Annotated in this window: 20 protein-coding genes; 8 read left to right on the plus strand and 12 right to left on the minus strand. The window is 71.7% G+C overall.

Annotated elements, in window-relative coordinates; translation table 11 throughout:
* Nucleotides 1-224 precede the first annotated feature (224 nt).
* The 5 genes from VXC91_RS02450 to pdhA form a co-directional block, all read right to left on the minus strand.
* Complete coding sequence (locus VXC91_RS02450; RefSeq protein ID WP_329504712.1) at nucleotides 225-1,790, minus strand: molybdopterin molybdotransferase MoeA; 1,566 nt, start codon at nucleotides 1,788-1,790, stop codon at nucleotides 225-227.
* Nucleotides 1,787-2,674, minus strand: coding sequence for an NTP transferase domain-containing protein (locus tag VXC91_RS02455; protein ID WP_329504713.1), 888 nt, complete (start codon nucleotides 2,672-2,674; stop codon nucleotides 1,787-1,789). The genes VXC91_RS02450 and VXC91_RS02455 overlap by 4 nt, the downstream gene beginning before the upstream one ends.
* Before the next feature lie 103 nt (nucleotides 2,675-2,777).
* A complete protein-coding gene (locus VXC91_RS02460) occupies nucleotides 2,778-4,223 on the minus strand; it encodes a dihydrolipoamide acetyltransferase family protein (protein WP_329504715.1) in 1,446 nt (481 codons plus the stop codon).
* Nucleotides 4,223-5,227 (minus strand): alpha-ketoacid dehydrogenase subunit beta, encoded by a 1,005-nt coding sequence (locus tag VXC91_RS02465; RefSeq protein WP_329504716.1) that lies wholly within the window; start codon nucleotides 5,225-5,227, stop codon nucleotides 4,223-4,225. The genes VXC91_RS02460 and VXC91_RS02465 overlap by 1 nt, the downstream gene beginning before the upstream one ends.
* Complete coding sequence (gene pdhA, locus VXC91_RS02470; protein WP_329504717.1) at nucleotides 5,224-6,369, minus strand: pyruvate dehydrogenase (acetyl-transferring) E1 component subunit alpha; 1,146 nt, start codon at nucleotides 6,367-6,369, stop codon at nucleotides 5,224-5,226. The genes VXC91_RS02465 and pdhA overlap by 4 nt, the downstream gene beginning before the upstream one ends.
* 187 nt (nucleotides 6,370-6,556) lie before the next feature.
* Here pdhA and VXC91_RS02475 point away from each other — a divergent pair, with 187 nt between their 5' ends.
* Nucleotides 6,557-7,042, plus strand: a complete 486-nt coding sequence (locus VXC91_RS02475; RefSeq protein WP_329504823.1) for an Lrp/AsnC family transcriptional regulator — start codon at nucleotides 6,557-6,559, stop codon at nucleotides 7,040-7,042.
* 27 nt (nucleotides 7,043-7,069) lie between these two features.
* Here the strand turns inward: VXC91_RS02475 and VXC91_RS02480 are convergent, their stop codons facing one another.
* On the minus strand, nucleotides 7,070-7,660 hold the full coding sequence (locus VXC91_RS02480) for a TetR/AcrR family transcriptional regulator (protein WP_329504718.1): 591 nt from the start codon (nucleotides 7,658-7,660) through the stop codon (nucleotides 7,070-7,072).
* Nucleotides 7,657-9,171 (minus strand): 3-hydroxyacyl-CoA dehydrogenase, encoded by a 1,515-nt coding sequence (locus tag VXC91_RS02485; RefSeq protein WP_329504719.1) that lies wholly within the window; start codon nucleotides 9,169-9,171, stop codon nucleotides 7,657-7,659. The genes VXC91_RS02480 and VXC91_RS02485 overlap by 4 nt, the downstream gene beginning before the upstream one ends.
* A gap of 148 nt (nucleotides 9,172-9,319) precedes the next feature.
* Between VXC91_RS02485 and paaN the strand changes: the two genes are divergently transcribed.
* A complete protein-coding gene (gene paaN / locus VXC91_RS02490) occupies nucleotides 9,320-11,011 on the plus strand; it encodes a phenylacetic acid degradation protein PaaN (RefSeq protein ID WP_329504720.1) in 1,692 nt (563 codons plus the stop codon).
* A gap of 7 nt (nucleotides 11,012-11,018) precedes the next feature.
* Here paaN and VXC91_RS02495 read toward each other — a convergent pair whose 3' ends face one another.
* The 3 genes from VXC91_RS02495 to VXC91_RS02505 form a co-directional block, all read right to left on the minus strand.
* Nucleotides 11,019-11,789: a TrmH family RNA methyltransferase gene (locus VXC91_RS02495; protein ID WP_329504721.1), complete on the minus strand. Its 771-nt coding sequence runs from the start codon at nucleotides 11,787-11,789 to the stop codon at nucleotides 11,019-11,021.
* 128 nt (nucleotides 11,790-11,917) lie between these two features.
* The gene (locus tag VXC91_RS02500) at nucleotides 11,918-13,144 is read right to left on the minus strand and encodes an HTTM domain-containing protein (RefSeq protein ID WP_329504722.1); all 1,227 of its coding nucleotides are present in this window, start codon (nucleotides 13,142-13,144) and stop codon (nucleotides 11,918-11,920) included.
* Nucleotides 13,144-14,073, minus strand: coding sequence for a DUF5819 family protein (locus tag VXC91_RS02505; protein WP_329504723.1), 930 nt, complete (start codon nucleotides 14,071-14,073; stop codon nucleotides 13,144-13,146). Before VXC91_RS02505 ends, VXC91_RS02500 begins: the two co-directional genes overlap by 1 nt.
* A gap of 279 nt (nucleotides 14,074-14,352) precedes the next feature.
* Between VXC91_RS02505 and paaA the strand changes: the two genes are divergently transcribed.
* From paaA to VXC91_RS02535, 6 genes are all read left to right on the plus strand, one after another.
* Nucleotides 14,353-15,351 carry a 1,2-phenylacetyl-CoA epoxidase subunit PaaA gene (paaA, locus tag VXC91_RS02510; RefSeq protein ID WP_329504724.1) on the plus strand — a complete coding sequence of 333 codons (999 nt, stop codon included), beginning with the start codon at nucleotides 14,353-14,355 and terminating at the stop codon, nucleotides 15,349-15,351.
* Nucleotides 15,348-15,635, plus strand: a complete 288-nt coding sequence (paaB, locus tag VXC91_RS02515; RefSeq protein WP_073944895.1) for a 1,2-phenylacetyl-CoA epoxidase subunit PaaB — start codon at nucleotides 15,348-15,350, stop codon at nucleotides 15,633-15,635. Before paaA ends, paaB begins: the two co-directional genes overlap by 4 nt.
* Nucleotides 15,632-16,351, plus strand: a complete 720-nt coding sequence (gene paaC / locus VXC91_RS02520) for a 1,2-phenylacetyl-CoA epoxidase subunit PaaC (protein ID WP_329504727.1) — start codon at nucleotides 15,632-15,634, stop codon at nucleotides 16,349-16,351. The genes paaB and paaC overlap by 4 nt, the downstream gene beginning before the upstream one ends.
* Complete coding sequence (gene paaD / locus VXC91_RS02525) at nucleotides 16,345-16,890, plus strand: 1,2-phenylacetyl-CoA epoxidase subunit PaaD (protein ID WP_329504728.1); 546 nt, start codon at nucleotides 16,345-16,347, stop codon at nucleotides 16,888-16,890. The genes paaC and paaD overlap by 7 nt, the downstream gene beginning before the upstream one ends.
* On the plus strand, nucleotides 16,890-17,954 hold the full coding sequence (locus tag VXC91_RS02530; protein ID WP_329504729.1) for a 2Fe-2S iron-sulfur cluster-binding protein: 1,065 nt from the start codon (nucleotides 16,890-16,892) through the stop codon (nucleotides 17,952-17,954). The genes paaD and VXC91_RS02530 overlap by 1 nt, the downstream gene beginning before the upstream one ends.
* Before the next feature lie 157 nt (nucleotides 17,955-18,111).
* Nucleotides 18,112-19,251: an acyl-CoA dehydrogenase family protein gene (locus VXC91_RS02535; RefSeq protein ID WP_329504730.1), complete on the plus strand. Its 1,140-nt coding sequence runs from the start codon at nucleotides 18,112-18,114 to the stop codon at nucleotides 19,249-19,251.
* A 37-nt stretch (nucleotides 19,252-19,288) separates the two neighbouring features.
* On the opposite strand, the gene VXC91_RS02540 is transcribed toward VXC91_RS02535, so the two are convergent.
* Both VXC91_RS02540 and VXC91_RS02545 read right to left on the minus strand, forming a co-directional pair.
* Nucleotides 19,289-19,618: a rhodanese-like domain-containing protein gene (locus VXC91_RS02540; protein ID WP_329504824.1), complete on the minus strand. Its 330-nt coding sequence runs from the start codon at nucleotides 19,616-19,618 to the stop codon at nucleotides 19,289-19,291.
* 146 nt (nucleotides 19,619-19,764) lie between these two features.
* Nucleotides 19,765-20,658, minus strand: a complete 894-nt coding sequence (locus VXC91_RS02545; protein WP_329504731.1) for a hypothetical protein — start codon at nucleotides 20,656-20,658, stop codon at nucleotides 19,765-19,767.
* Nucleotides 20,659-20,781 lie beyond the last annotated feature (123 nt).

The following is a 20,781-nucleotide window of genomic DNA, read 5'->3' on the forward strand; positions in this document are numbered from 1 at the left end:
GGGACGCTACTCCTCGCAGTGAGCCGCCCAGGACCCGCGCAGCCGTTTTCCGAGCTGTCGGACCGGACACCGGGCGGCCCCGCCGCGGAATTTCACCCGATGCGACGAGGCGCTCGGCCGGTCGGTGAGTGATGGGGGGAACCACGCCCGGACGTTTCACGTGAAACATTCCCTTTCCTCCTGGACCCTGCCGGCGTCCCGCCACCGGGCGGACACAGTGGCTCTCACCCCACCCAGGGCCAGGGCAGGTCGAGGAGCTCCAGTTCCACGCCCCGCCGGGCGCCGCCCGGCGGTACGACCGCGAGCGCGTCCGCGGCGGCGATGCCGCGCAGCATCGCCGGGCCGTTGTAGTGGAGCGGCACGGCGTGATCGGCGCGCACGGCCACGGGGACGAGCCGGGTGTCGTACGGATGACCGTGGACGACATCGCTCAACGCCAGCGTGCACGGCTCCGGTTCCATCCGGCCCCCGAGGATGCGCAGCAGCGGCTCGGCGAGCGTGAGCAGCCCGGACACGGCCGCGAGGGGGTTGCCGGGCAGGCCGACCAGGTGCTGGTCCTCACGCATGTGCGCAAGGAGCATGGGGTGGCCCGGGCGCACCTTCACTCCGTCGACGAGGAGTTCGGCTCCGACACGGCGCAGGGTGGGATGGACGTGGTCGACGGGGCCCGAGGCCGTCCCCCCGGTCGTGACGATCAGGTCGGCCCTCGAGGACGTGACGGCCTGAAACAGGGCCTCGGCGTCGTCCCCCAGCCTGCGGACGGCCACCACGTCCACACCGAGGGCGCGCAGCCACGGCGGCAGCATCGGACCGAGTGCGTCCCGGATCAGGCCGTCCTTGGGCACGCCCTCGCTCAGCAACTCGTCGCCCAGGACCAGGACTTCGGCACGCGGCCGGGGCTGCACGGTCAGGGTGTCGTACCCGGCGGCCGCGGCGAGTCCGAGCACGGCCGGAGTGACCTGAGTGCCGGGCGGGAGCAACTGGTCTCCGCTGTGGCACTCCTGACCGCGCGGCCGGATGTCCTGGCCGTGCGCGAGCGTGGAGGTCCCCCCTGCCCGAGCGGAGCCCGAAGCCTGGGGGGTGGCCTGCAGCCGTCCCTTGTCGTCGGTGTGCCCGTGTTCGCTGCGCAGGACCGCGGTGGTGCCCGGCGGGACCCGGGCACCGGTGGCGATCCGGACGGCCTCGCCGTCGCCGAGGGGCGCATGCTCGGCGTGTCCGGCGAGGATCCCCTCGTCCCGTACGTCCCAGGGACCGGGGCCCGCGACCCCCCATCCGTCCATGGCCGAGGTGTCGAAGGAGGGCAGGTCGGTGAGGGCGGTGAGGGGGGCTGCGAGAACCAGGCCGAGGGCGGTGTCGAGGGGGACACGGACGGGTTCCCGGCGCGGCACGGAACGGGCGGCGCGCTCGGCCACGGCCCGCGCCTCGGGCCAGGGCGTGGCCGTGTGCCGGGCGCCGTGCTTCGACGCGCCTGCGGCCGGCGATCGGTTCCCCGCCGCCCTGTCCACGACGGGCTCATGGGCCTCGTCGTGCCCGGTGGGACGGGGCGCGGATGCGGGCGCACCGGCACCGGGTCCCGCGAGTGGTGAAGCGGGCCCGGGGGCGTGCGGGTCCGGATCCCGGACCAGGGCGAGGGCCTCGTCCAGATCCGGGTCGCCCCGCTCCTCGGACGGAGGGGCGGGGCGGGCCTCCTGCGGACGGCCCCGGCCCCCGCTCTCGTTGGCCACGGCCAAGGCCTCCTCCACGTGGCGTTCCTCGGTGTCCAGGTGTCCCTGGGCGCCCCGCCCGGTCATTCCGTGTCCGGCTTGGCCTCGGCGGAATCCTCGTCCGCCCAGCGCAGGGCCAGCGCGGCCGCCTTGCGGGCGGCCTCGGCCACCGCCTCGGGCCCGCCGCCCGACTGCGCGGCCGCATAACCGACGAGGAACGTCGTCAGCGGAGCCGCGGGGCGGGCCACGCCGTGCGCGGCGTCGCGGGCGAGATCGAGGAGAACACCGGTGTCGACGTCGAGGTCGATGCCCAGCTCGTCCTTGACTGCGGAGATCCATTCATCCAACACGTGCTCATGCTCCCTGATACGTGTCCGGGCGGAGGCGATGTCGTCCCAGGTGTCGCAGTCGAAGGACGCGACGGGGTCGAAGATGCGTACAAGGTCCAGCCGGGCGACCAGGCGCCGCAGCGGTAGGCCGGTCAGGCCGGTGTGCTCGGTGGCCAGCCGGTCCAGTTCGCGGCGCAGGGCGGCGCTGCGGTAGGCGGCGACGAGAGTCTGGTCGCGGCCCTCGCTGTCGGTGAGCACGACCCCCTCGGCGTCGCTCGCCGCGAGTCCGCCCAGCAGCGCCCGTAGCGTCTCCTGGTCCAGGAACGGCAGATCGGCGGAGAGTACGACGACGTACCCGGCGGTGGTCCGGCTCAGGCCCGCGTCGAGCGCGGCGACCGGTCCGCCTCCGGGTGGCTCCTCACGGGCCCAGACCACCTGGCGCACGGTGGGCCTGGGCTCGGCGACGACCACCGTGGTGGCCGCGCCGGAACAGGCCGCCAGCACGCGGTCGAGCAGTGCCCGCCCGCCGACGCGCACACCGGGCTTGTCGACGCCGCCGAGCCGCCGTGCGGCACCACCGGCCAGCACGACGGCGTCGTACACATCGACACCCTGGGCGCCGGTGGTCTCGTACGCGGTCATGCCCCGAGTATGGGCGCCGCGTGGATCATTGCCACCCCCGCGCACAACGGCTGTGCGCGGGAGCTTGCTCACAGTTTCAGCGGCATCCGGTCATGGTCACGGCTCAGAGGGTGCGCAGCAGCACCGCCGGCTGTTCCACACAGTCCGCCACGTAGCGCAGGAAGCCGCCCGCCGTGCCGCCGTCGCACACCCGGTGGTCGAAGGTGAGCGAGAGCTGCACGACCTGCCGCACCGCCAGCTCCCCCTCGTGCACCCACGGCTTGGGGACGATACGGCCGACGCCGAGCATGGCCGCCTCCGGGTGGTTCACGATCGGCGTGGAGCCGTCGACACCGAACACGCCGTAGTTGTTCAGCGTGAAGGTCCCGCCGGTCAGATCACCGGGCGTGAGGGTTCCGGCGCGTGCGGCCTCGGTCAGCCGGGCGAACTCCGCGGTCAGTGACTCGGCGTCCCGTGTGTGCGCGTCCCGCACGACGGGGACGACGAGTCCCCGCTCGGTCTGCGCGGCGAAGCCGAGATGCACCTGGTCGAGCAGGACGACCTCGCGGGCCTCCATGTCGACGGTGGAGTTGAGCTCGGGGAAACGGCCGAGCGCCGAGGTGCAGATGCGGGCCAGCAGCGCGAGCAGGGAGATCTTCAGGCCGCCGGCCGCGTTCATGGCCGTGCGCGCACGCATGAGCTCCGTGGCGTCGGCGTCCACCCAGCAGGTCGCGTCCGGGATCTCGCGACGACTGCGGGAGAGCTTGTCGGCGACGGCGCCGCGCAGACCCTTGAGGGGGATGCGCGTGCCGGCGGTGGCCGCCGCGCGCATCGCCGCCCGGGGAGCCGCCGCCACAGCGCTGGGGATCGTCCCGGGCGTGTCCGCGAGAGCACTCGCAGCGGGCCCGGCCGCGACAGCCACGGTGGCCGCCGTGGCGCCACCGACCCCCGCCACCGAGGCCTTGATCGCGTCTTCCACGTCCGCCCGCAGGATCAGCCCGTCCGGCCCGGAACCCGCCAACTGCCGCAGGTCGAGGTCGTTCTCGCGGGCGAGCCTGCGGACGAGCGGGGAGATCACCGGGACGGGACCGTCGGGACGCTCCGGGACCGTGAGGCGGCGCGTCCGGCCCGTCGCGGCGGGCGCGGAGCCGAGGTCCGCCGGAGCCGGGGACCGTTCGGCGACGGAAGAGGCCGGACGGGCCACACCGTCCGCGGCCCGCGGGCCGGGCTGGTACGACCGCACCCGGCGACGTCGGGCGGGAGCGGCGGATGTGCCGTATCCGACCAGCACATTCCCGGAGGACTCCTCGGCCGGTTCGGCGGCGGCTCCGACCGCGACCGTCAACAGCGGTGCGCCCACGGGAAGTTCCGCACCCTCTTCACCGAAGCGGGCCGTGACCACGCCCCCGTAGGGGCAGGGCACCTCGACCATGGCCTTGGCCGTCTCGACCTCGACGACCGGCTGGTCGACCGCGACGACGTCGCCCACCTGGACCAGCCAGCGGACGATCTCCGCCTCGGTGAGCCCCTCCCCGAGGTCGGGCAGCCTGAACTCCAGGACCTGGGCCATCAGCTCTCCGCCTCCCACTGCAGGCGCCCTACGGCGTCGAGGATCCGGTCGACGCCCGGCAGATGGTGCCGCTCCAGCATGGGCGGCGGATACGGGATGTCGAACCCGGCCACGCGCAACACCGGAGCTTCCAGATAGTGGAAGCAGCGTTCGGTCACCCGCGCGGCGATCTCGCCGCCCGGACCGCCGAAGCCGGTCGACTCGTGGACCACCACGGCCCGGCCCGTGCGGCGCACGGACGCGGTCACGGTCTCGTCGTCGAACGGGACCAGGGAGCGCAGATCGACGACCTCGAGGTCCCAGCCCTCGGCGCGGGCCGCCTCTGCAGCCTCCAGGCAGACGGGCACCGACGGCCCGTAGGTGATCAGCGTGGCGCTCCGGCCCGCACGACGGACCACCGCACGGCCTATGGGCTCGACGGCCACGGGCTCCTCGGGGTTCCAGGAGTCCTTGGACCAGTACAGCCGCTTGGGCTCGAGGAAGACGACCGGGTCGTCGGAGGCGATCGAGGCACGCAGCAGTCCGTAGGCGTCGGCGACCGTCGCGGGCGTGACGACATGGAGCCCCGGAGTCGCCATGTAGTACGCCTCGGAGGAGTCGCTGTGATGCTCGACGCCGCCGATGCCGCCCCCGTAGGGGATACGGATGGTGATCGGCAGCGGCATCGCGCCGCGGGTGCGGTTGCGCATCCGCGAGACATGGCTGACGAGCTGCTCGAACGCCGGGTAGGCGAACGCGTCGAACTGCATCTCCACGACCGGCCGCAGGCCGTACATCGCCATGCCGACGGCCGTGCCGAGAATGCCGGCCTCAGCAAGCGGTGTGTCCGTGCAACGGTCCTCGCCGAACTCCTTGGCGAGCCCGTCGGTGACCCGGAAGACACCGCCGAGCGTGCCCACGTCCTCGCCCATGACGTGCACGGACGGGTCGGCCGCCATGGCATCGCGCAACGCTCGCGTAAGAGCCTGCGCCATGGTGGCCGGCTTGAGGGCAACGGTCGTCATCGCCCGGCTCCTTCCGGTCCGGCGGCCTCCGCGTCCAGCTCCGCCTGCACCTGGGTCTCCTGCTCGAGCAACTGGGTGGTGGGGCGGGCGTACACGTGGGCGAAGAGGTCCATCGGGTCGAGCGCGGGGTCCTGGTTCATCCGTGCCCGCAGGTCCGCAGCCATCGCCTCGGCATCGTCGCGCGCGGCCTTTATTCGGTCCTCGTCGAGCAGTCCGCGCTCCGTCAACTCGCGCTCCAGCAGCACGATCGGGTCGTGGGCGCGCCAGGCCTCGACCTCGGCGTCGCCCCGGTAGCGGGTCGCGTCGTCGGCGTTCGTGTGGGCGTCGATGCGGTAGGTCACGGCCTCGATGAGGGTGGGACCGCCGCCGGCACGCGCGTGGCGCACCGCGTCGCTGAGGACCTCGTGCACGGCGGCCGCGTCATTGCCGTCGACCAGGCGGCCCGGCATGCCGTACCCGACGGCCTTGTGGGCCAGGGAGGGCGCCGCGGTCTGCTTGGCGAGCGGGACGGAGATCGCGAAGCCGTTGTTCTGGACGAGGAAGACGACCGGTGCCTGCCAGACGGCGGCGAAGTTCATGGCCTCGTGGAAGTCGCCCTCGCTGGTGCCGCCGTCGCCGACCAGGGCGAGCGCGACCACGTCGTCGCCCTTCAGACGCGCGGCGTGCGCGAGGCCCACGGCGTGCGGCAGCTGGGTGGCGAGCGGGGTGGACAGGGGGGCCACGCGGTGCGTGTACGGGTCGTAACCGGTGTGCCAGTCGCCGCGCAGCAGGGTCAGGGCCTCGACCGGGTCGAGTCCGCGGGCGACGGCGGCGAGAGTGTCGCGGTAGCTGGGGAAGAGCCAGTCGCGCTCCTCGAGCACGAGCGCAGCGGCGACCTGACAGGCCTCCTGCCCGGTGCTGGAGGGGTAGACGGCCAGACGGCCCTGCTTGGTGAGCGCTGTCGCCTGCGCGTTGTACCGGCGGCCGCGCACCACCTGCGCGTAGAGCCGGCGCAACAGCTCCGCGTCGGCCTTGGCGGCCGCCTCGGTACCGAGGACGCGGTAGGGCAGTGCGTCGGGCAGCAGCGGAGCGGGGTCGGTACGGGGCTGCCAGGCGGGCGGCGGTGTGGGCCGGTAGGCGCCCCGCTGCTCCATGACCGTCATGACGGCACCTCCTCGTGGGAGCGGCTTCAGGCGCGCCACGGAAGTCGCGCCTCACCTACCGATTGTTCGGTCGTCGGCACATTTTGGCTACAGGCGCCTCCAGGCTGTGGACAAACGGTTCTCCACAACCTGAGATGTACGCAGTACGTCCATGGTAGAGAGGCGGGGGCGCATGGCACCTGAACAAATGGCCGAGCCGCCGGAGCACGGCCCCTCACTGTCTGTTCCACGCCTTCTCGACGCCATCGACCGCGACATCCTTCAGATCCTCCAGTCGGACGGCCGCGCCTCGATACGATCGGTCGCCGAGCGCGTCCACGTCTCGCGCGCCAATGCCTACGCCCGGATCAACAGGCTCATCGACAACGGCGTGATCCGTGGCTTCGGTGCCCGGGTGAACCACGAACGCGCCGGCCACAGCACCTCGGCGTACATCACCCTCAAAATCGTGCAGAACTCCTGGCGCACGGTCCGCGAGCAGCTGCGCATGCTGCCGGGCGCCTCCCACATCGCCCTGGTGGGCGGCGACTTCGACGTACTGCTGCTGGTGCACACGCCCGACAACAGGGCGCTGCGCGAACTGGTCCTCACACGGCTCCAGGCGATCCCCGAGGTGCTCAGCACGCGCACGCTGCTGGTGTTCGAGGAGGAGGACCTGGAGCCGGACCGCTGACCTGCGCAGGGCCCGCCCCGGCGGTCCTCAGCTGTCCTTGCACAGCCCGGAGAAGACCAACTGCACGACGGCGTCGGCGACTTCCTGCTCGCCCATGCCACGCCCCTCCGGCCGGTACCACTCCACGATCGAGTTGATCATCCCGAAGACGAGCCGCGTCGCGAGCCGCACCTCCACGTCGCCGCGGACGTCCCCGTCGGCGGCCGCGGCCTTGAGCAGCTCGGCGACCCGGTGGTCGAACTCACGGCGCCGCTCAAGCGCCCACCGCTCGGTGCCGGTGTTGCCGCGCACCCGCAGGAGCAGCGTCACATAGGGCAGTTCGGCCGTGAGCACCTCGACCATCCGCCGTACGACGTACTCCAGCCGCACCACGGCGCGCCCCACGCGCGCGCGCTCCTCGTCGAGGATCCCGAAGAGACCGTCCAGCGCCCGGCTGACGGCGCGCCGCAGCAGCTCCTCCTTGCCCGCGACGTGGTGGTAGATCGACGATTTGGAGATGCCCGCCGCCTTGGAGAGGTGCTCCATGGAGGTGCCGTCGTAGCCCCGCTCGTTGAAGACCTGCACCGCGACGGAGAGCAGACTCTCCGGGGTGTACGTGTCGCGTTTGGCGGTGGTCATGAGGTGCCCTCCCGCTTCTCGGATGCGTACGCGTGGCGGTAGAGCGCGAGGGACGGGGCGTAGCGTCCGCAGGGGTCCCGCATGTGCAGGTCGTCCAGGAGGTCGTAGGCCCAGCTGCGGCCGAGCCGGCGGCTCCATTCGAACGGCCCGAGGGGGTAGTTGACGCCGAGGCGCATCGCGGTGTCGATGTCCTCCTCGGTGGCCACGCCCTTGGCGACCGCGTCGTGCGCCAGGTCGACGATCCGGGCCACCGTGCGGGCGACGATCATGCCGGGCACGTCACCGATCACGCTGACGTCCTTGCCGAGCGCCTGGAAGAGTCCGGTGGCCTCCGCGAGGGTCTGCGGAGAGGTGTCCTGGGAGGCGGACAGGGCGATCCGGGTAGCGCTGCGGTAGTCCAGTGCCAGGTCGAAGTAGACGACGTCACGGAACTCGACGGAGGTCTGCCCGTCGGCGAGGGCCAGCTGGCCTCCGCTCGGCAGCACGAGGCGGGTGCCGTGGTCCTCGTCGTCCTCGCGGACGCCGATGCCCGCCTCACGTATCAGTGCCGGCAGTTCGGAGGCGGGCCCCAGGTCGCCCTCGGCGAAGACGTACGCGGGTGGTCGGGCCTTCTCCGCGGTGTGCGGCTCGGGCCGCTCCGCTCCGTCCGCGTAGTCGTACCAGCCCTGTCCGCTCTTGCGGCCGAGCCGGCCCGACTCGACCAGCCGCCGCTGGGCCAGCGACGGTGTGAAGCGCACGTCCTGGAAGAAGGACTCCCACACGGAGCGGGTGACGGACTCGTTGACGTCCTGCCCGATGAGGTCGGTCAGCTCGAAGGCGCCCATGCGGAAGCCGCCGGACTCGCGCAGCACCGCGTCGATCGTGGCGGGGTCGGCGGCCTGCGCCTCGTAGACCGCGAACGCCTCCGCGTAGAAGGGCCGCGCGATGCGGTTGACGATGAAGCCGGGGGTGTCCGCGCAGGCGACCGGTGTCTTGCCCCAGGCGCGGGCCGTCTCGTAGGCGCGTGTGGCCGAGGTGACGTCGGTGGCGCACCCGGAGACGACCTCCACGAGCGGCAGCAGCGGGGCGGGGTTGAAGAAGTGCAGGCCGACGAAGCGGCCCGCGTTGCGCAGGGCGCCGCCGATGGCGGTCACGGACAGGGACGAGGTATTGGTGGCGAGCAGGCAGTCGTCGCCGACGATGTCCTCCAGCTCCCGGAACAGCTGCTGCTTGACCTCGAGGCGCTCCAGCGCCGCCTCGACGACGAGCGAACAGCGTGCCAGCCCCTCCAGGCTGTCGGTGGGCAGCAGGCGGGCGCGGGCCGCGTCCCGCTCGGCACCGGTGAGCCGGTCCTTCTCGACGAGCCGGTCGAGGCGGGCGCCGATCGCGGCCGCCGCCTCGTGGGCGCGGCCCGGGACGGCGTCGTACAGCTGTACGCGATGGCCCGCGGCCAGCGCGACCTGGGCGATGCCCTGGCCCATGGTGCCGGTGCCCACGACGGCCACGGGGCTGCTGAGGTCGAGTGCTGTCATGTGCGCGATCCTCCCGCACGGTGTTTTCCACAGATGCGGCGGTCCCCCTTGTCCCGACCGATCGTTCGGTTACTCTAACTCTGTCCGCCTGTTCCTGCCCAGGTCATGAGTTCAAGGAAGAGCTCAAGAGACGAGGAGTTGGTCCCGCATGGCCGCCGAACTCACCGCGCACCAGCTGATCGCCCAGCATCGGCCCACTCTCGACCAGGCGCTGGAAGCGATCCGCACGCGCGCGTACTGGTCCCCGCACCCCGAGCACCCCAAGGCCTACGGCGAGGGCGACAGCCTGGACGCAGCGGCGGGCAAGGCCGCCTTCGACGCCCTCCTGAACACCCGCCTCGACCTCGGCCAGCCCGGCACGGACGACTGGACGGGCGCGGAAGTGTCGCCGTACGGAATCGAGTTGGGGATCACCTACCCCCACGCTGACATCGACGTCCTGCTGCCCGCCATGCGCGCGGGCCAGAAGGCGTGGCGCGACGCCGGCGCGGAGACGCGCGCGGTCGTGTGCCTGGAGATCCTCAAGCGCATCAGCGACCGGACGCACGAGTTCGCGCACGCCGTCATGCACACCAGCGGCCAGGCCTTCATGATGGCGTTCCAGGCGGGCGGCCCGCACGCGCAGGACCGCGGCCTGGAAGCGGTCGCCTACGCCTACGTGGAGCAGATCCGCACACCGGACACCGCTGAGTGGACCAAGCCCCAGGGCAAGCGTGACCCGCTGGCGCTCACGAAGACGTATCTGCCCGTCCCGCGCGGCACCGCGCTGGTCATCGGCTGCAACACCTTCCCGACGTGGAACGGCTACCCGGGTCTGTTCGCGTCCCTGGCCACGGGCAACGCGGTCCTGGTGAAGCCCCACCCGCGCGCAGTGCTGCCGCTCGCGCTCACCGTGCAGGTGGCCCGGCAGGTGCTCGCCGAGGCGGGCTTCGACCCGAACCTGGTCGCCCTGGCCGCCGAGCGCCCCGGCGAGGGCATCGCCAAGACGCTGGCCGTCCGCCCGGAGATCCGGATCATCGACTACACGGGCTCCACGGCGTTCGGCGACTGGCTGGAGACCAACGCCCGTCAGGCGCAGGTCTACACGGAGAAGGCCGGCGTCAACACGGTGATCGTGGAGTCGACGGACAACTACAAGGGGATGCTGTCGAACCTGGCGTTCTCCCTGTCCCTGTACAGCGGCCAGATGTGCACCACCCCGCAGAACCTGCTGATCCCCCGGGACGGCATCACCACCGACGAGGGCCCGAAGTCGTACGACGAGGTGGTCGCCGATCTCGCGCGGTCGGTGGGCGGCCTGCTCGGCGACGACGCCCGCGCGAACGCCCTGCTCGGCGCGATCGTGAACCCCGACGTCAAGGCCCGCCTCGAGGCGGCCGCCGGCCTCGGCGAGGTCGCTCTGGCCTCGCGGGAGATCACCAACCCGGAGTTCCCGGGCGCGGTCGTCCGTACGCCGGTGATCGTGAAGCTCGACGGCGCCAAGCCGGACGCTGAGGCCGCTTACATGAGCGAGTGCTTCGGCCCGGTCGCCTTCGCGGTCGCCGTCGACTCGGCGGCGGACGCGGTGGAGCTGCTGCGGCGCACCATCAGGGACAAGGGCGCCATGACCGTCGGCGCGTACACCGCCTCCGAAGAGGTGGAACAGGCCGTCGAGGAAGCCTGTCTGGAGGAGTGCGCCCAGCTCTCGCTCAATCTGACCGGCGGGGTGTACGTCAACCAGACGGCCGCCTTCTCCGACTTCCACGGCTCGGGCGGCAACCCGGCAGCCAACTCGGCCCTGTGCGACGGCGCGTTCGTGGCGAACCGCTTCCGCGTGGTGGAGGTGCGCCGGGAGGCGTAGGACCGGCTCAGGCGGGTGCGCCCCCGGTGGCGCTCCAGTGGTACAGCGTCATGGCCACGCTGGTCGCGAGGTTGTAGCTGGAGACCTGGGGGCGCATCGGCAGGGCCACCAGGTGGTCCGTGCGGGCGCGGATCTCGGCGGACAGACCGGTGCGCTCGGAGCCGAAGGCGAGGACGGCGTCGTCGGGGAGCTTCAGCCCGCGAATGTCCTCGCCCTCCGGGTCCAGCGCGAACAGCGGGCCGGGCGGCAGCTCGGCCACGGTCAGCCGTTCCACGGTGGTCGCGAAGTGCAGCCCGGCTCCGCCCCGGACCACCGTCGGATGCCACGGGTCGAGCGTGCCGGTCGTGACCACGCCGGTCGCGCCGAATCCGGCCGCGAGCCGGATCACCGCGCCCGTGTTGCCCAGGTTGCGGGGGTTGTCGAGAACGACCACGGGTGCGCTGCGGGGTGTGCGCCTGAGGATCTCCAGGTCGGCCTCGCGCGAGGGACGCTCGGCGAGAGCGGCGACCCCGGTGGGGTGCGGGCGCGGTACGAGTGCCCGGTAGGTGTCCTCCGGGACCTCCGACAGGAGCGCGTCCAGGGTGTCGCGCACATCGGGAGCCAGCTCGTCAGCGAGGGCGAGCGCCGCCCGCCGGTCGGTGGTGACGGCCACCGGGACGCACGCACGGAACCGCACCGCGTGTTTGAGCGCGTGGAAGCCGTCGAGCAGCACGGAGGTGGCGGCGAGCCTGTGCCAGGTGCTCAGCAGGGCGGTAGCACCGCGGGACGGATCCGTCATGCCCTGCAGCCTACGTGCGGCGCGGGCCGGACGGCCTCGCGCGGATCACAGGCGGCCGGCTGCGCGGTGGGGCGGGCCGCACGGCACGGGCACGGCTCGCCCGTCACGCGGCTCCGCCGATGTGCGGCTCACGCCCGCGAGCCGGCCGGCGTGTGCTCGGACGCCTCCTCGGTGGGCTGCTTCTCCCCGCGCGGACCGGGCAGCGTGAGGCGGGCCAGACCCCTGGGAACGAACCGTCCGCGTAGGCGAGCCGTCCATGCGCCCAGCTGCCGCAGGAAGGACGTCGGCAGGAACACGGCATCGGCGGCGATCATGGCGAGCGAGAAGAAAGGCAGTCCGAGGACCACTGCGATCACCGTGTGCTCGGTCATCATCAACGTCAGCAGGACATTCTTCGCGCGCCGGTTGAGCAGGGTGAACGGGAAGGCGACCTGCACGGCGACCGTTCCGTACGTCACCAGCAGCACTGCGGCGCCGTGCGAGGACATCAGCTCCGACAGGGCGGGCCAGGGCGAGAAGTAGTCCAGGTGGAGCGGATAGTAGACCGCGGTGCCGTCCTGCCAGCGGGAACCCTGGATCTTGTACCAGCCGGCGGTCGAGTAGATCAGACACGCCTCGGCCATGATCACGAGCAGGGCGGCGTTGTGGACGACGTTGGCGATCACGTCCAGCAGGATGCGCGGCTCGGAGTGCAGCGCACGCCTGCCGACGTACCACCACAGCCCGTGGACGGCCCACAGCACCCAGAACACGACGAGCCAGTCGAGGCCCAGGTGGCCCGCGCCCGTCGCCACGGCCAGCGCGATACCGAGCACGCACCACAGAACAGGGCCCGCCCGGTCGGGCGCCGGGGACTCCCCACGCGCGCGTGCCGCCCGGGCCCGCCGTACGCGTCGCTCGTCCAGTGACCACACCTGCCCGCAGCGGGTGAACACCAGGTAGATCGCCATCAGGTGGATGACGTTGTCACCGCCGTCGCCCATGAAGACGCTGCGGTTCTGGAGCGAGAGCACACCGACCATGAACAGCACGGACATCGCGCGGGTGCGCCAGCCGACCAGCAGCAGGGCGCTCGAGAGCAGCGCGAGGGCGTACACGGCCTCGAGCCACGCCCGGCTGTCGGACCACATCAAGACGGTGAAGGCGTGGTTGCTCGCGATGAGTTGCCGGGCCAGGTCCCAGCTCCACGGTCCGTCCGGTCCGTACATCTCCTGTCGGTGAGGGAACTCGCGCAGCAGGAAAAGCAGCCAGGTGGCCGAGAAGCCGATGCGAACGACCGCTGTCTGATAGGGACCGAGGGCGGCCTCGGTGACGCGGCCGATGCCGCGCGAGAGGGCAGGAGTGAGCCGGCTCATCAGGTGCTCGCCCCCGTCTGCTGCCCTTCCGGCACCGACCACCAGGGCAGCTCACGGTAGACGGGCGTTGGGGACACCTGCTCTCCGCTCCACTCGGGGGGCGGCACATTGGTGGTGCGGGAGCGGACCTGGACGCGTGCGAGGGTCTCGCCGCGACGGACCGCGTGCTCACGGCCGAGGCGCAGCACGACCAGGCGGCGTACATAGTTCTCGGACAGAGCCCCGCGCAGGCCCGAGGGCCGGTTCTCGCCGTCGTGCGAGGCGAGGTAGAAGTCCCAGGCGCGGCGCAGTTCGTTCTGCTGGGTGTGGCTCGGCAGCAGATTGCCGTGGATGGCGGCGCCGTCCAGCGCGGACAGGTCGTACCAGCCGGTCGTCCGCACACTGCCGTCCGATGTGAGCACCTCGGCGCGGACCTGGACGTCGATGTTCTGCTGCAGCGGATTGGGGGCGAAGAGCTTCCAGTTCTGCTCGAACTCGGGATAGATCCATGCGTCGATCGCCTTGCCGTGCTTCTTGGTGACGGTGTTCGACGGCGCGACGTGCAGGAACACCATCCCGAGGTGCACACAGGCGGCGACGGCGACGACCGCGAGCGCCACAGCGGCGGCGATCTGGTACCGCTGGGAGAGGGCGGCCATACCGCGACGACATGCGGCCGGCTCCGCGTCACCGGGATCGGCGACGGGGGTGGGCGGCCGTCCGGGCGGGGCCGCCGCGTCCGGGGCAGGACCGCCCCTCTCTGCAGGCCGCGCGACTTCGGCCGCCTCGTCGGGGTCCGGGCCGCCCGCGTCCGAAGCCCGCGCGGCCTCGGCCGCCGACGGGTTCTCCGGCAGGTCTCTCACGGCGCCCTCGGGCGGGCGTGACCCCGGATCGTCGGAACCGCCCGGCTGGTCCGGCCGGGCCTCCGGTTCCTCGTCGTACACGTCCATCCCGCCCCGTCTTTCCCGCCCCGTCTTCGGAGCCTCGCCTGCCTGGTGCCGCGCCCTGCCGCTGTCGGCACGGGCCGCTCACCCGTTCGCAGCACGACGCGGCATGTGCACCGGAACGGTACTCAGACCCACCCGTACCGCACACCCCAATGGACACAGCAGGCGGACCCCGGCTCGGAGGTTGTCCACAGCGGTTGACACCCTACGGCGCCTCGGCCCACCATTGAATCCGACGGACCGAACGATCGGTCGGGAGACGGAGTGGTCGAGGGGGACCTCATGGCGACAGCAGCAGCGCACCGGACGGCCCAGGCGGACGGCACGGCACCGGCGGACACGGCGGCCTACCAGGCCATCTTCGACGCCGCCGTCGCCGCCGAGGAGCGCATCGAGCCGCGCGACTGGATGCCCGACGCCTACCGGGACACCCTGGTCCGGCAGATCGCCCAGCACGCGCACTCCGAGATCATCGGCATGCAGCCGGAGGCCAACTGGATCACCCGCGCCCCCTCCCTGCGCCGCAAGGCGATCCTGATGGCCAAGGTCCAGGACGAGGCGGGCCACGGCCTGTACCTGTACAGCGCGGCGGAAACGCTCGGCACAAGCCGCGACGAGCTGCTCGACAAGCTGCACAGTGGCCGGCAGAAGTACTCGTCGATCTTCAACTACCCCACGCTGACGTGGGCGGACGTCGGCGCCATCGGCTGGCTCGTGGACGGCGCGGCGATCACCAACCAAGTGCCCCTGTGCCGCTGTTCCTACGGCCCGTACGCGCGCGCCATGGTCCGTATCTGCAAGGAAGAGTCCTTCCACCAGCGTCAGGGGTACGAGCTGCTGCTCGCCCTGAGCCGCGGAACACCCGAGCAGCACGCGATGGCTCAGGACGCGGTGAACCGCTGGTGGTGGCCGTCCCTGATGATGTTCGGCCCGCCCGACGACGAGTCGGCACACTCCGCGCAGTCGATGGCGTGGAAGATCAAGCGGCACTCGAACGACGAGTTGCGCCAGCGCTTCGTGGACATCTGCGTCCCGCAGGCCGAATCGCTGGGCCTCACGCTCCCCGACCCGGCACTCACATGGAACGAGGAGCGGGGACACTACGACTTCGGCCCGATCGACTGGACCGAGTTCTGGGAAGTCCTCAAGGGCAACGGCCCCTGCAACGAGCAGCGGATAACACGGCGCAGGCAGGCGCACGACGAAGGCGCATGGGTACGGGAGGCGGCCGCGGCCCACGCGGCGAAGCACAACGGCGGAACGGGAGCGACGCACACATGACGAACACCGACTGGCCCCTGTGGGAGGTCTTCGTGCGCTCCCGCCGAGGCCTCTCACACACCCACGCTGGCAGCCTGCACGCCCCGGACGCCGAACTGGCCCTGCGCAATGCGCGCGACCTGTACACCCGGCGCGGTGAGGGTGTCTCCATCTGGGTCGTCCCGTCGTCCGCCATCACGGCGTCCTCGCCGGACGAGAAGGACCCGTTCTTCGAGCCGGCCGCCGACAAGCCGTACCGGCACCCGACGTTCTACGAGATCCCGGAGGGGGTGAAGCACCTGTGACCGCCACCGTGCACACCGCGGCCGCACTGGCCCTCGGCGACGACGCCCTGGTGCTGTCACACCGTCTGGGGGAGTGGGCCGGCCTCGCGCCGGTGCTCGAGGAGGAGGTCGCGCTCGCCAACATCGCCCTCGACCTGCTCGGACAGGCCCGGGTGCTGCTGTCGATGGTGGGCGACGAGGACGAGCTCGCGTACCTCCGTGAGGAGCGTGCCTTCCGCAATCTGCAACTGGTGGAGCAGCCCAACGGCGACTTCGCCCACACCATTGCCCGCCTGCTGTACTTCTCCACCTACCAGCGCCTCCTTTACAGCCACCTGACCGCGGGCCAGAGCGAGTTCGCCGGTCTCGCGGCCAAAGCGGTCAAGGAGGTCGCCTACCACCAGGACCACGCCGAGCAGTGGACGCTGCGACTCGGCGACGGCACGGACCTCAGCCACGAGCGGATGGGACGCGCCTGCGAGGCGCTGTGGCGGTTCACGGGTGAGATGTTCCTGCCGATCGACGGTGTGGACGTCGACTGGACGGGTATGAAGGACGCCTGGCTGGACTCGGTGAGCGATGTCCTGCACCGGGCCACCCTTCAGGTCCCCGAGGGACCGCAGTCCGGGGCGTGGACCGCCGGCGCCGGGCGGCAGGGCCTGCACACCGAATCCTTCGGGCGGATGCTCGCCGAGATGCAGCATCTGCACCGCAGTCACCCGGGTGCGACATGGTGACCGCCACCGCCCTCGAAGAAGAACTGCGCCGGCTGGCCGGCTCGGTCCCGGACCCCGAGCTGCCCGTGCTCAGCCTGGAGGAACTGGGCGTTCTGCGGGCCGTCCACGTCCGCGGCGCGGACACGGTGGAGGTCGAGCTGACCCCCACATACACGGGATGCCCCGCCATCGAGGCGATGTCCGTGGACATAGAGCGGGTGCTGCACGCACACGGTGTGCGGAACGTCGTCGTGCGCACGGTGCTCACCCCCGCCTGGTCCACGGACGACATCTCCGAGGAGGGCCGCCGCAAGCTGCGGGAGTTCGGGATAGCGCCCCCACGCGTACGGCACCGGGAAACAGCCGGTCCGGTGCCCGTGCAGCTGGGCCCGACACGTACGGTCCCCGACTCGCCCCACCCGCAGGACGAACCCGTGCACTGCCCGCACTGCGGATCCTCCGAGACCGAACTGCTGAGCCGCTTCTCGTCCACCGCCTGCAAGGCGCTGCGCCGCTGCCTGGCCTGCCGCGAGCCGTTCGACCACTTCAAGGAGTTGTGATGGCCCGGTTCCACCTACTCCCGGTGGCCGCGGTCGACCGGCTGACCGACGACTCCGTGGCCCTGACGTTCACCGTGCCCCCCGCCCTGCGCGAGGAGTACCGGCACGCCCCCGGCCAGCACCTGGCCCTGCGCCGCACCGTGGACGGCACGGAGGTTCGCCGCACCTACTCGATCTGCTCCCCCGCCCCGGCACCGGACGGCGAGGGGCCCCGCACACTCCGCGTCGGAGTACGCCTGGTCGACGGCGGTGCCTTCTCCACGTACGCGCTCAAGGAGATCGCCGTCGGCGACGAACTCGAGGTGATGACTCCGGCGGGGCGGTTCACGGTGGAGCCCGCACCCGGGCTGTACGCGGCGGTGGTGGGCGGCAGCGGGATCACCCCCGTGCTGTCGATCGCGACGACACTGCTGGCGCGGGAGCCGCGGGCTCGGTTCTGCCTCATACGCAGCGATCGTACGTCCGCCTCGACGATGTTCCTGGAGGAGGTCGCCGACCTCAAGGACCGCTTCCCAGAGAGGTTCCAGCTGGTCACGGTGCTCTCCCGGGAGGAACAGCAGGCGGGACTGCCGTCCGGACGTCTGGACCGGGAGCGGCTGTCCGGGCTGCTGCCGGCGCTGCTGCCGGTGGACGAGGTGGCCGGCTGGTTCCTGTGCGGACCGTTCGGGCTGGTGCAGTCGGCGGAGCGAGTGCTGCGCGGGCTCGGGGTGGCGCGGACGCGCATCCACGAGGAGATATTCCATGTGGACGCCGGGGCCCTGGTCCCGCCCTCCGTACCGGCTCCTGCACACAGCACGGTGACCGCCCGGCTCGACGGACGCGGCGGAACCTGGCCGGTGCAGGACGGCGAGTCACTGCTGGAGACGGTGCTGCGCAACCGTCCCGACGCGCCCTACGCCTGCAAGGGCGGGGTGTGCGGGACCTGCCGGGCCTTCCTGGTCTCGGGCGAAGTGCGCATGGATCGCAATTTCGCGCTGGAGCCGGAGGAGACGGACGCGGGATATGTACTGGCATGCCAGTCGCATCCCGTCACGGAGCGAGTGGAGCTCGACTTCGACCGGTGAGCGGAGGGACGGCCGGCACAGATGAACTGCGGGCGGCCGACCGACACATGGCGACGGTGCTCGTGGCGCCGATGCCTCGTCCGGCCGTTCCCTTCTTCTAGAACCTGTTCTATCTTGACGCTCCGTCAGGGAACCGGATCCGCCGGGAGGACAGGCCGTGGACTTCACCTTCAGCGAGGAGCAGCAGGCGGCGCTCGAAGCGGCGAAGGCCGTGTTCGCCCGCGTAGCGCCGGACGGGGTGCCCAGTCCCGCACTGGCCTCGGGCGCCGTCGCCGACGATTTCGACCGGGCGCTGTGGGCGCGGCTCGCCGACGCGGACCTGTTGAGCCTGCTGCTCGACACCGAGTACGGCGGGGCGGGCCTCGACCCGATCGCCCTCTGCATGGTGCTGCGGGAGTCGGCGAAGGTCCTGGCCCGCGTACCGCTGCTGGAGAGCACAGCCGCGGCCGCAGCAGTACAGGCCTACGGCAGCCCGGAGTTGAAGGAGGAACTGCTCACCCGGGCGGGGCGCGGAGAACAGGTCCTCACGGTCGCCGCACACGGCCGCACCGGCCACGACCCTGCCGAACTCGCGGTGGTCGCACGCCGGGACACAGACGGCACCTGGGTGCTGGACGGGATGCACACAGCGGTGCCCTGGGCGTACAACGCCGACGCCGTCCTCCTGCCCGCACACACCGACTACTCGGGCCGCACCGTCCTCGCCCTGGTGCCCCGGGGGCACGAAGACGTCGTAACGGCCGAACAGTTCTCCACCACGGGGGAACGGCTCGCGGAACTACGGCTCGAATCGGCGCGGCTCGCACCGCGGTACGTGCTCGACGCCGAGGGGGCCTGGGAGTGGCTGCGACTGCTGCTCACCACCGGGACATGCGCGCTCGCGCTCGGTCTCGGCGAAGCCGTGCTGGGGATGACGAGCGAGTACACGGGGAAACGGGAACAGTTCGGCCACCCGGTCGCCACGTTCCAGGCGGTCGCCGTACAGGCCGCCGACCGGTACATCGACCTGCGCGCCATGGAAGCCACACTCTGGCAGGCCGCATGGCGGATCGGCTCCGGGGCGGCGGGTGCGCTGCCGGCGTCGGGGGACGTGGCGGTGGCGAAGATCTGGGCGTCGGAAGGCGTACGGCGGGTGGTACAGACGGCGCAGCATCTGCACGGGGGCTTCGGCGCCGACGTCGACTACCCACTGCACCGCTACCACGCGTGGGCCAAGCACCTGGAACTCTCGCTCGGCCCGGCCGCCGCACACGAGGAGACACTGGGCGACCTGCTCGCGACACATCCACTGAGATGAGCGGCGGCCCGCCCCGAGGCGGCCCACGGACCCCGGTCTACAGCACGAAGCCCAACTCGCCCTTGGCGTCCACAAGGGGACGGCCCGCGGCCGCCCAGACCTGCATGCCGCCGTCGACGTTCAACGCGTCGATGCCCTGCTGGACCAGATACATCGCGACCTGAGCCGAACGGCCACCGGAGCGGCAGATCACATGGACCCTGCCGTCCTGCGGCGCCGCCTCAGTGAACTCTCCGTACCGTGCGACGAACTCGCTGAGGGGGATGTGCAGCGCCCCCTCGGCGTGACCCGCCTGCCACTCGTCGTCCTCGCGGACGTCCAGCAGGAAGTCGCCGTCCTTGAGGTCCGCGACCCCGACCGTGGGCACACCAGCTCCGAAATGCATGCTTCGACGCTACCCGACGACAACCCGAACGCGCCTCGACCCCCGATGACCAGCACCGTACGCGATCGGCCGCGTACGGACGATCACCTCACGGCCGCCGTCAGGAAGCCGTTGTCGACGCGGTCGGCTCAGCCGCGCAGCGCCTCCAGCTCGGCCTGCCTCTCCGCCACCTGGGCCAGCAGCTGTTCCGCGATGTCGTCGAGGAGACGGTCGGGATCGTCGGGAGCGAGCCGGAGCATCGATCCGATCGCGCTCTCCTCCAGCTCCCGAGCCACGAGCGTGAGCATTTCCTTGCGCTGCGCAAGCCATTCGAGGCGTGTGTAGAGCTCCTCGCTGCGGCTCGGCCTGCGCTCCTGGGGGACGGGGCCCGCCGCCCACTCCTCGGACAGTTCCCGCAGCAGGGCCTCGTCGCCCCGGGCGTAGGCGGCGTTGACCCGGGCGATGAACTCGTCGCGCCGCTTGCGCTCGTTCTGGTCCTGGGCCAGGTCGGGGTGGGCCTTGCGGGCGAGCGCGCGGAAGAGCTTGCGGGCCTCATCGCTGGGGCGCACGCGCTGCGGGGGCCGCACGGGCCGGTCCGTCAGCATGGCCTCGGCCTCCGCGAACAGCCCTTCCTCGGGGTCCATCCAGCCGTGGAACAGTTCCTCGACCCCCGGCATCGGCATGACCCGGGCGCGTGCCTCCTGGGCGCGGCGTATGTCCTCTGGGTCGCCGGAACGGGCGGCCCGCGCCTCGGCGATCTCCGCCTCCAGTTCGTCGAGGCGCGTGTACATCGGGCCCAGCTTCTGGTGGTGCAGCCGGGAGAAGTTCTCGACCTCGACGCGGAACGTCTCCACGGCGATCTCGTACTCGATCAACGCCTGCTCGGCGGCCCGCACGGCCCGCTCCAGCCGCTCCTCGGGCCGCGCCTCGCCCCCGGCACGGTCCCCTCCTGGGCCCGCGCCTTCCCCGGACCCGGCGCCCTCGGCAACCGGCTCCTCGGCAGCGGACAGGGACTGGCTCTGCTCGGCTTCGGGCGTCGTCACCGGACCAGCGTAAGACACGTACGCAGAGCCGTTTCCCGGTCCGCCGAAGTCCTCGGCTTCCGGGATCAGCGGGCGCCCAGGGGCGGGCTCGAGCGCTTGGGGGCCTCCCCCTCCCCCTCCCTC

Origin of the sequence: Streptomyces chiangmaiensis (assembly GCF_036281785.1) — a bacterium.
GTDB classification, from domain to species: domain Bacteria; phylum Actinomycetota; class Actinomycetes; order Streptomycetales; family Streptomycetaceae; genus Streptomyces; species Streptomyces chiangmaiensis.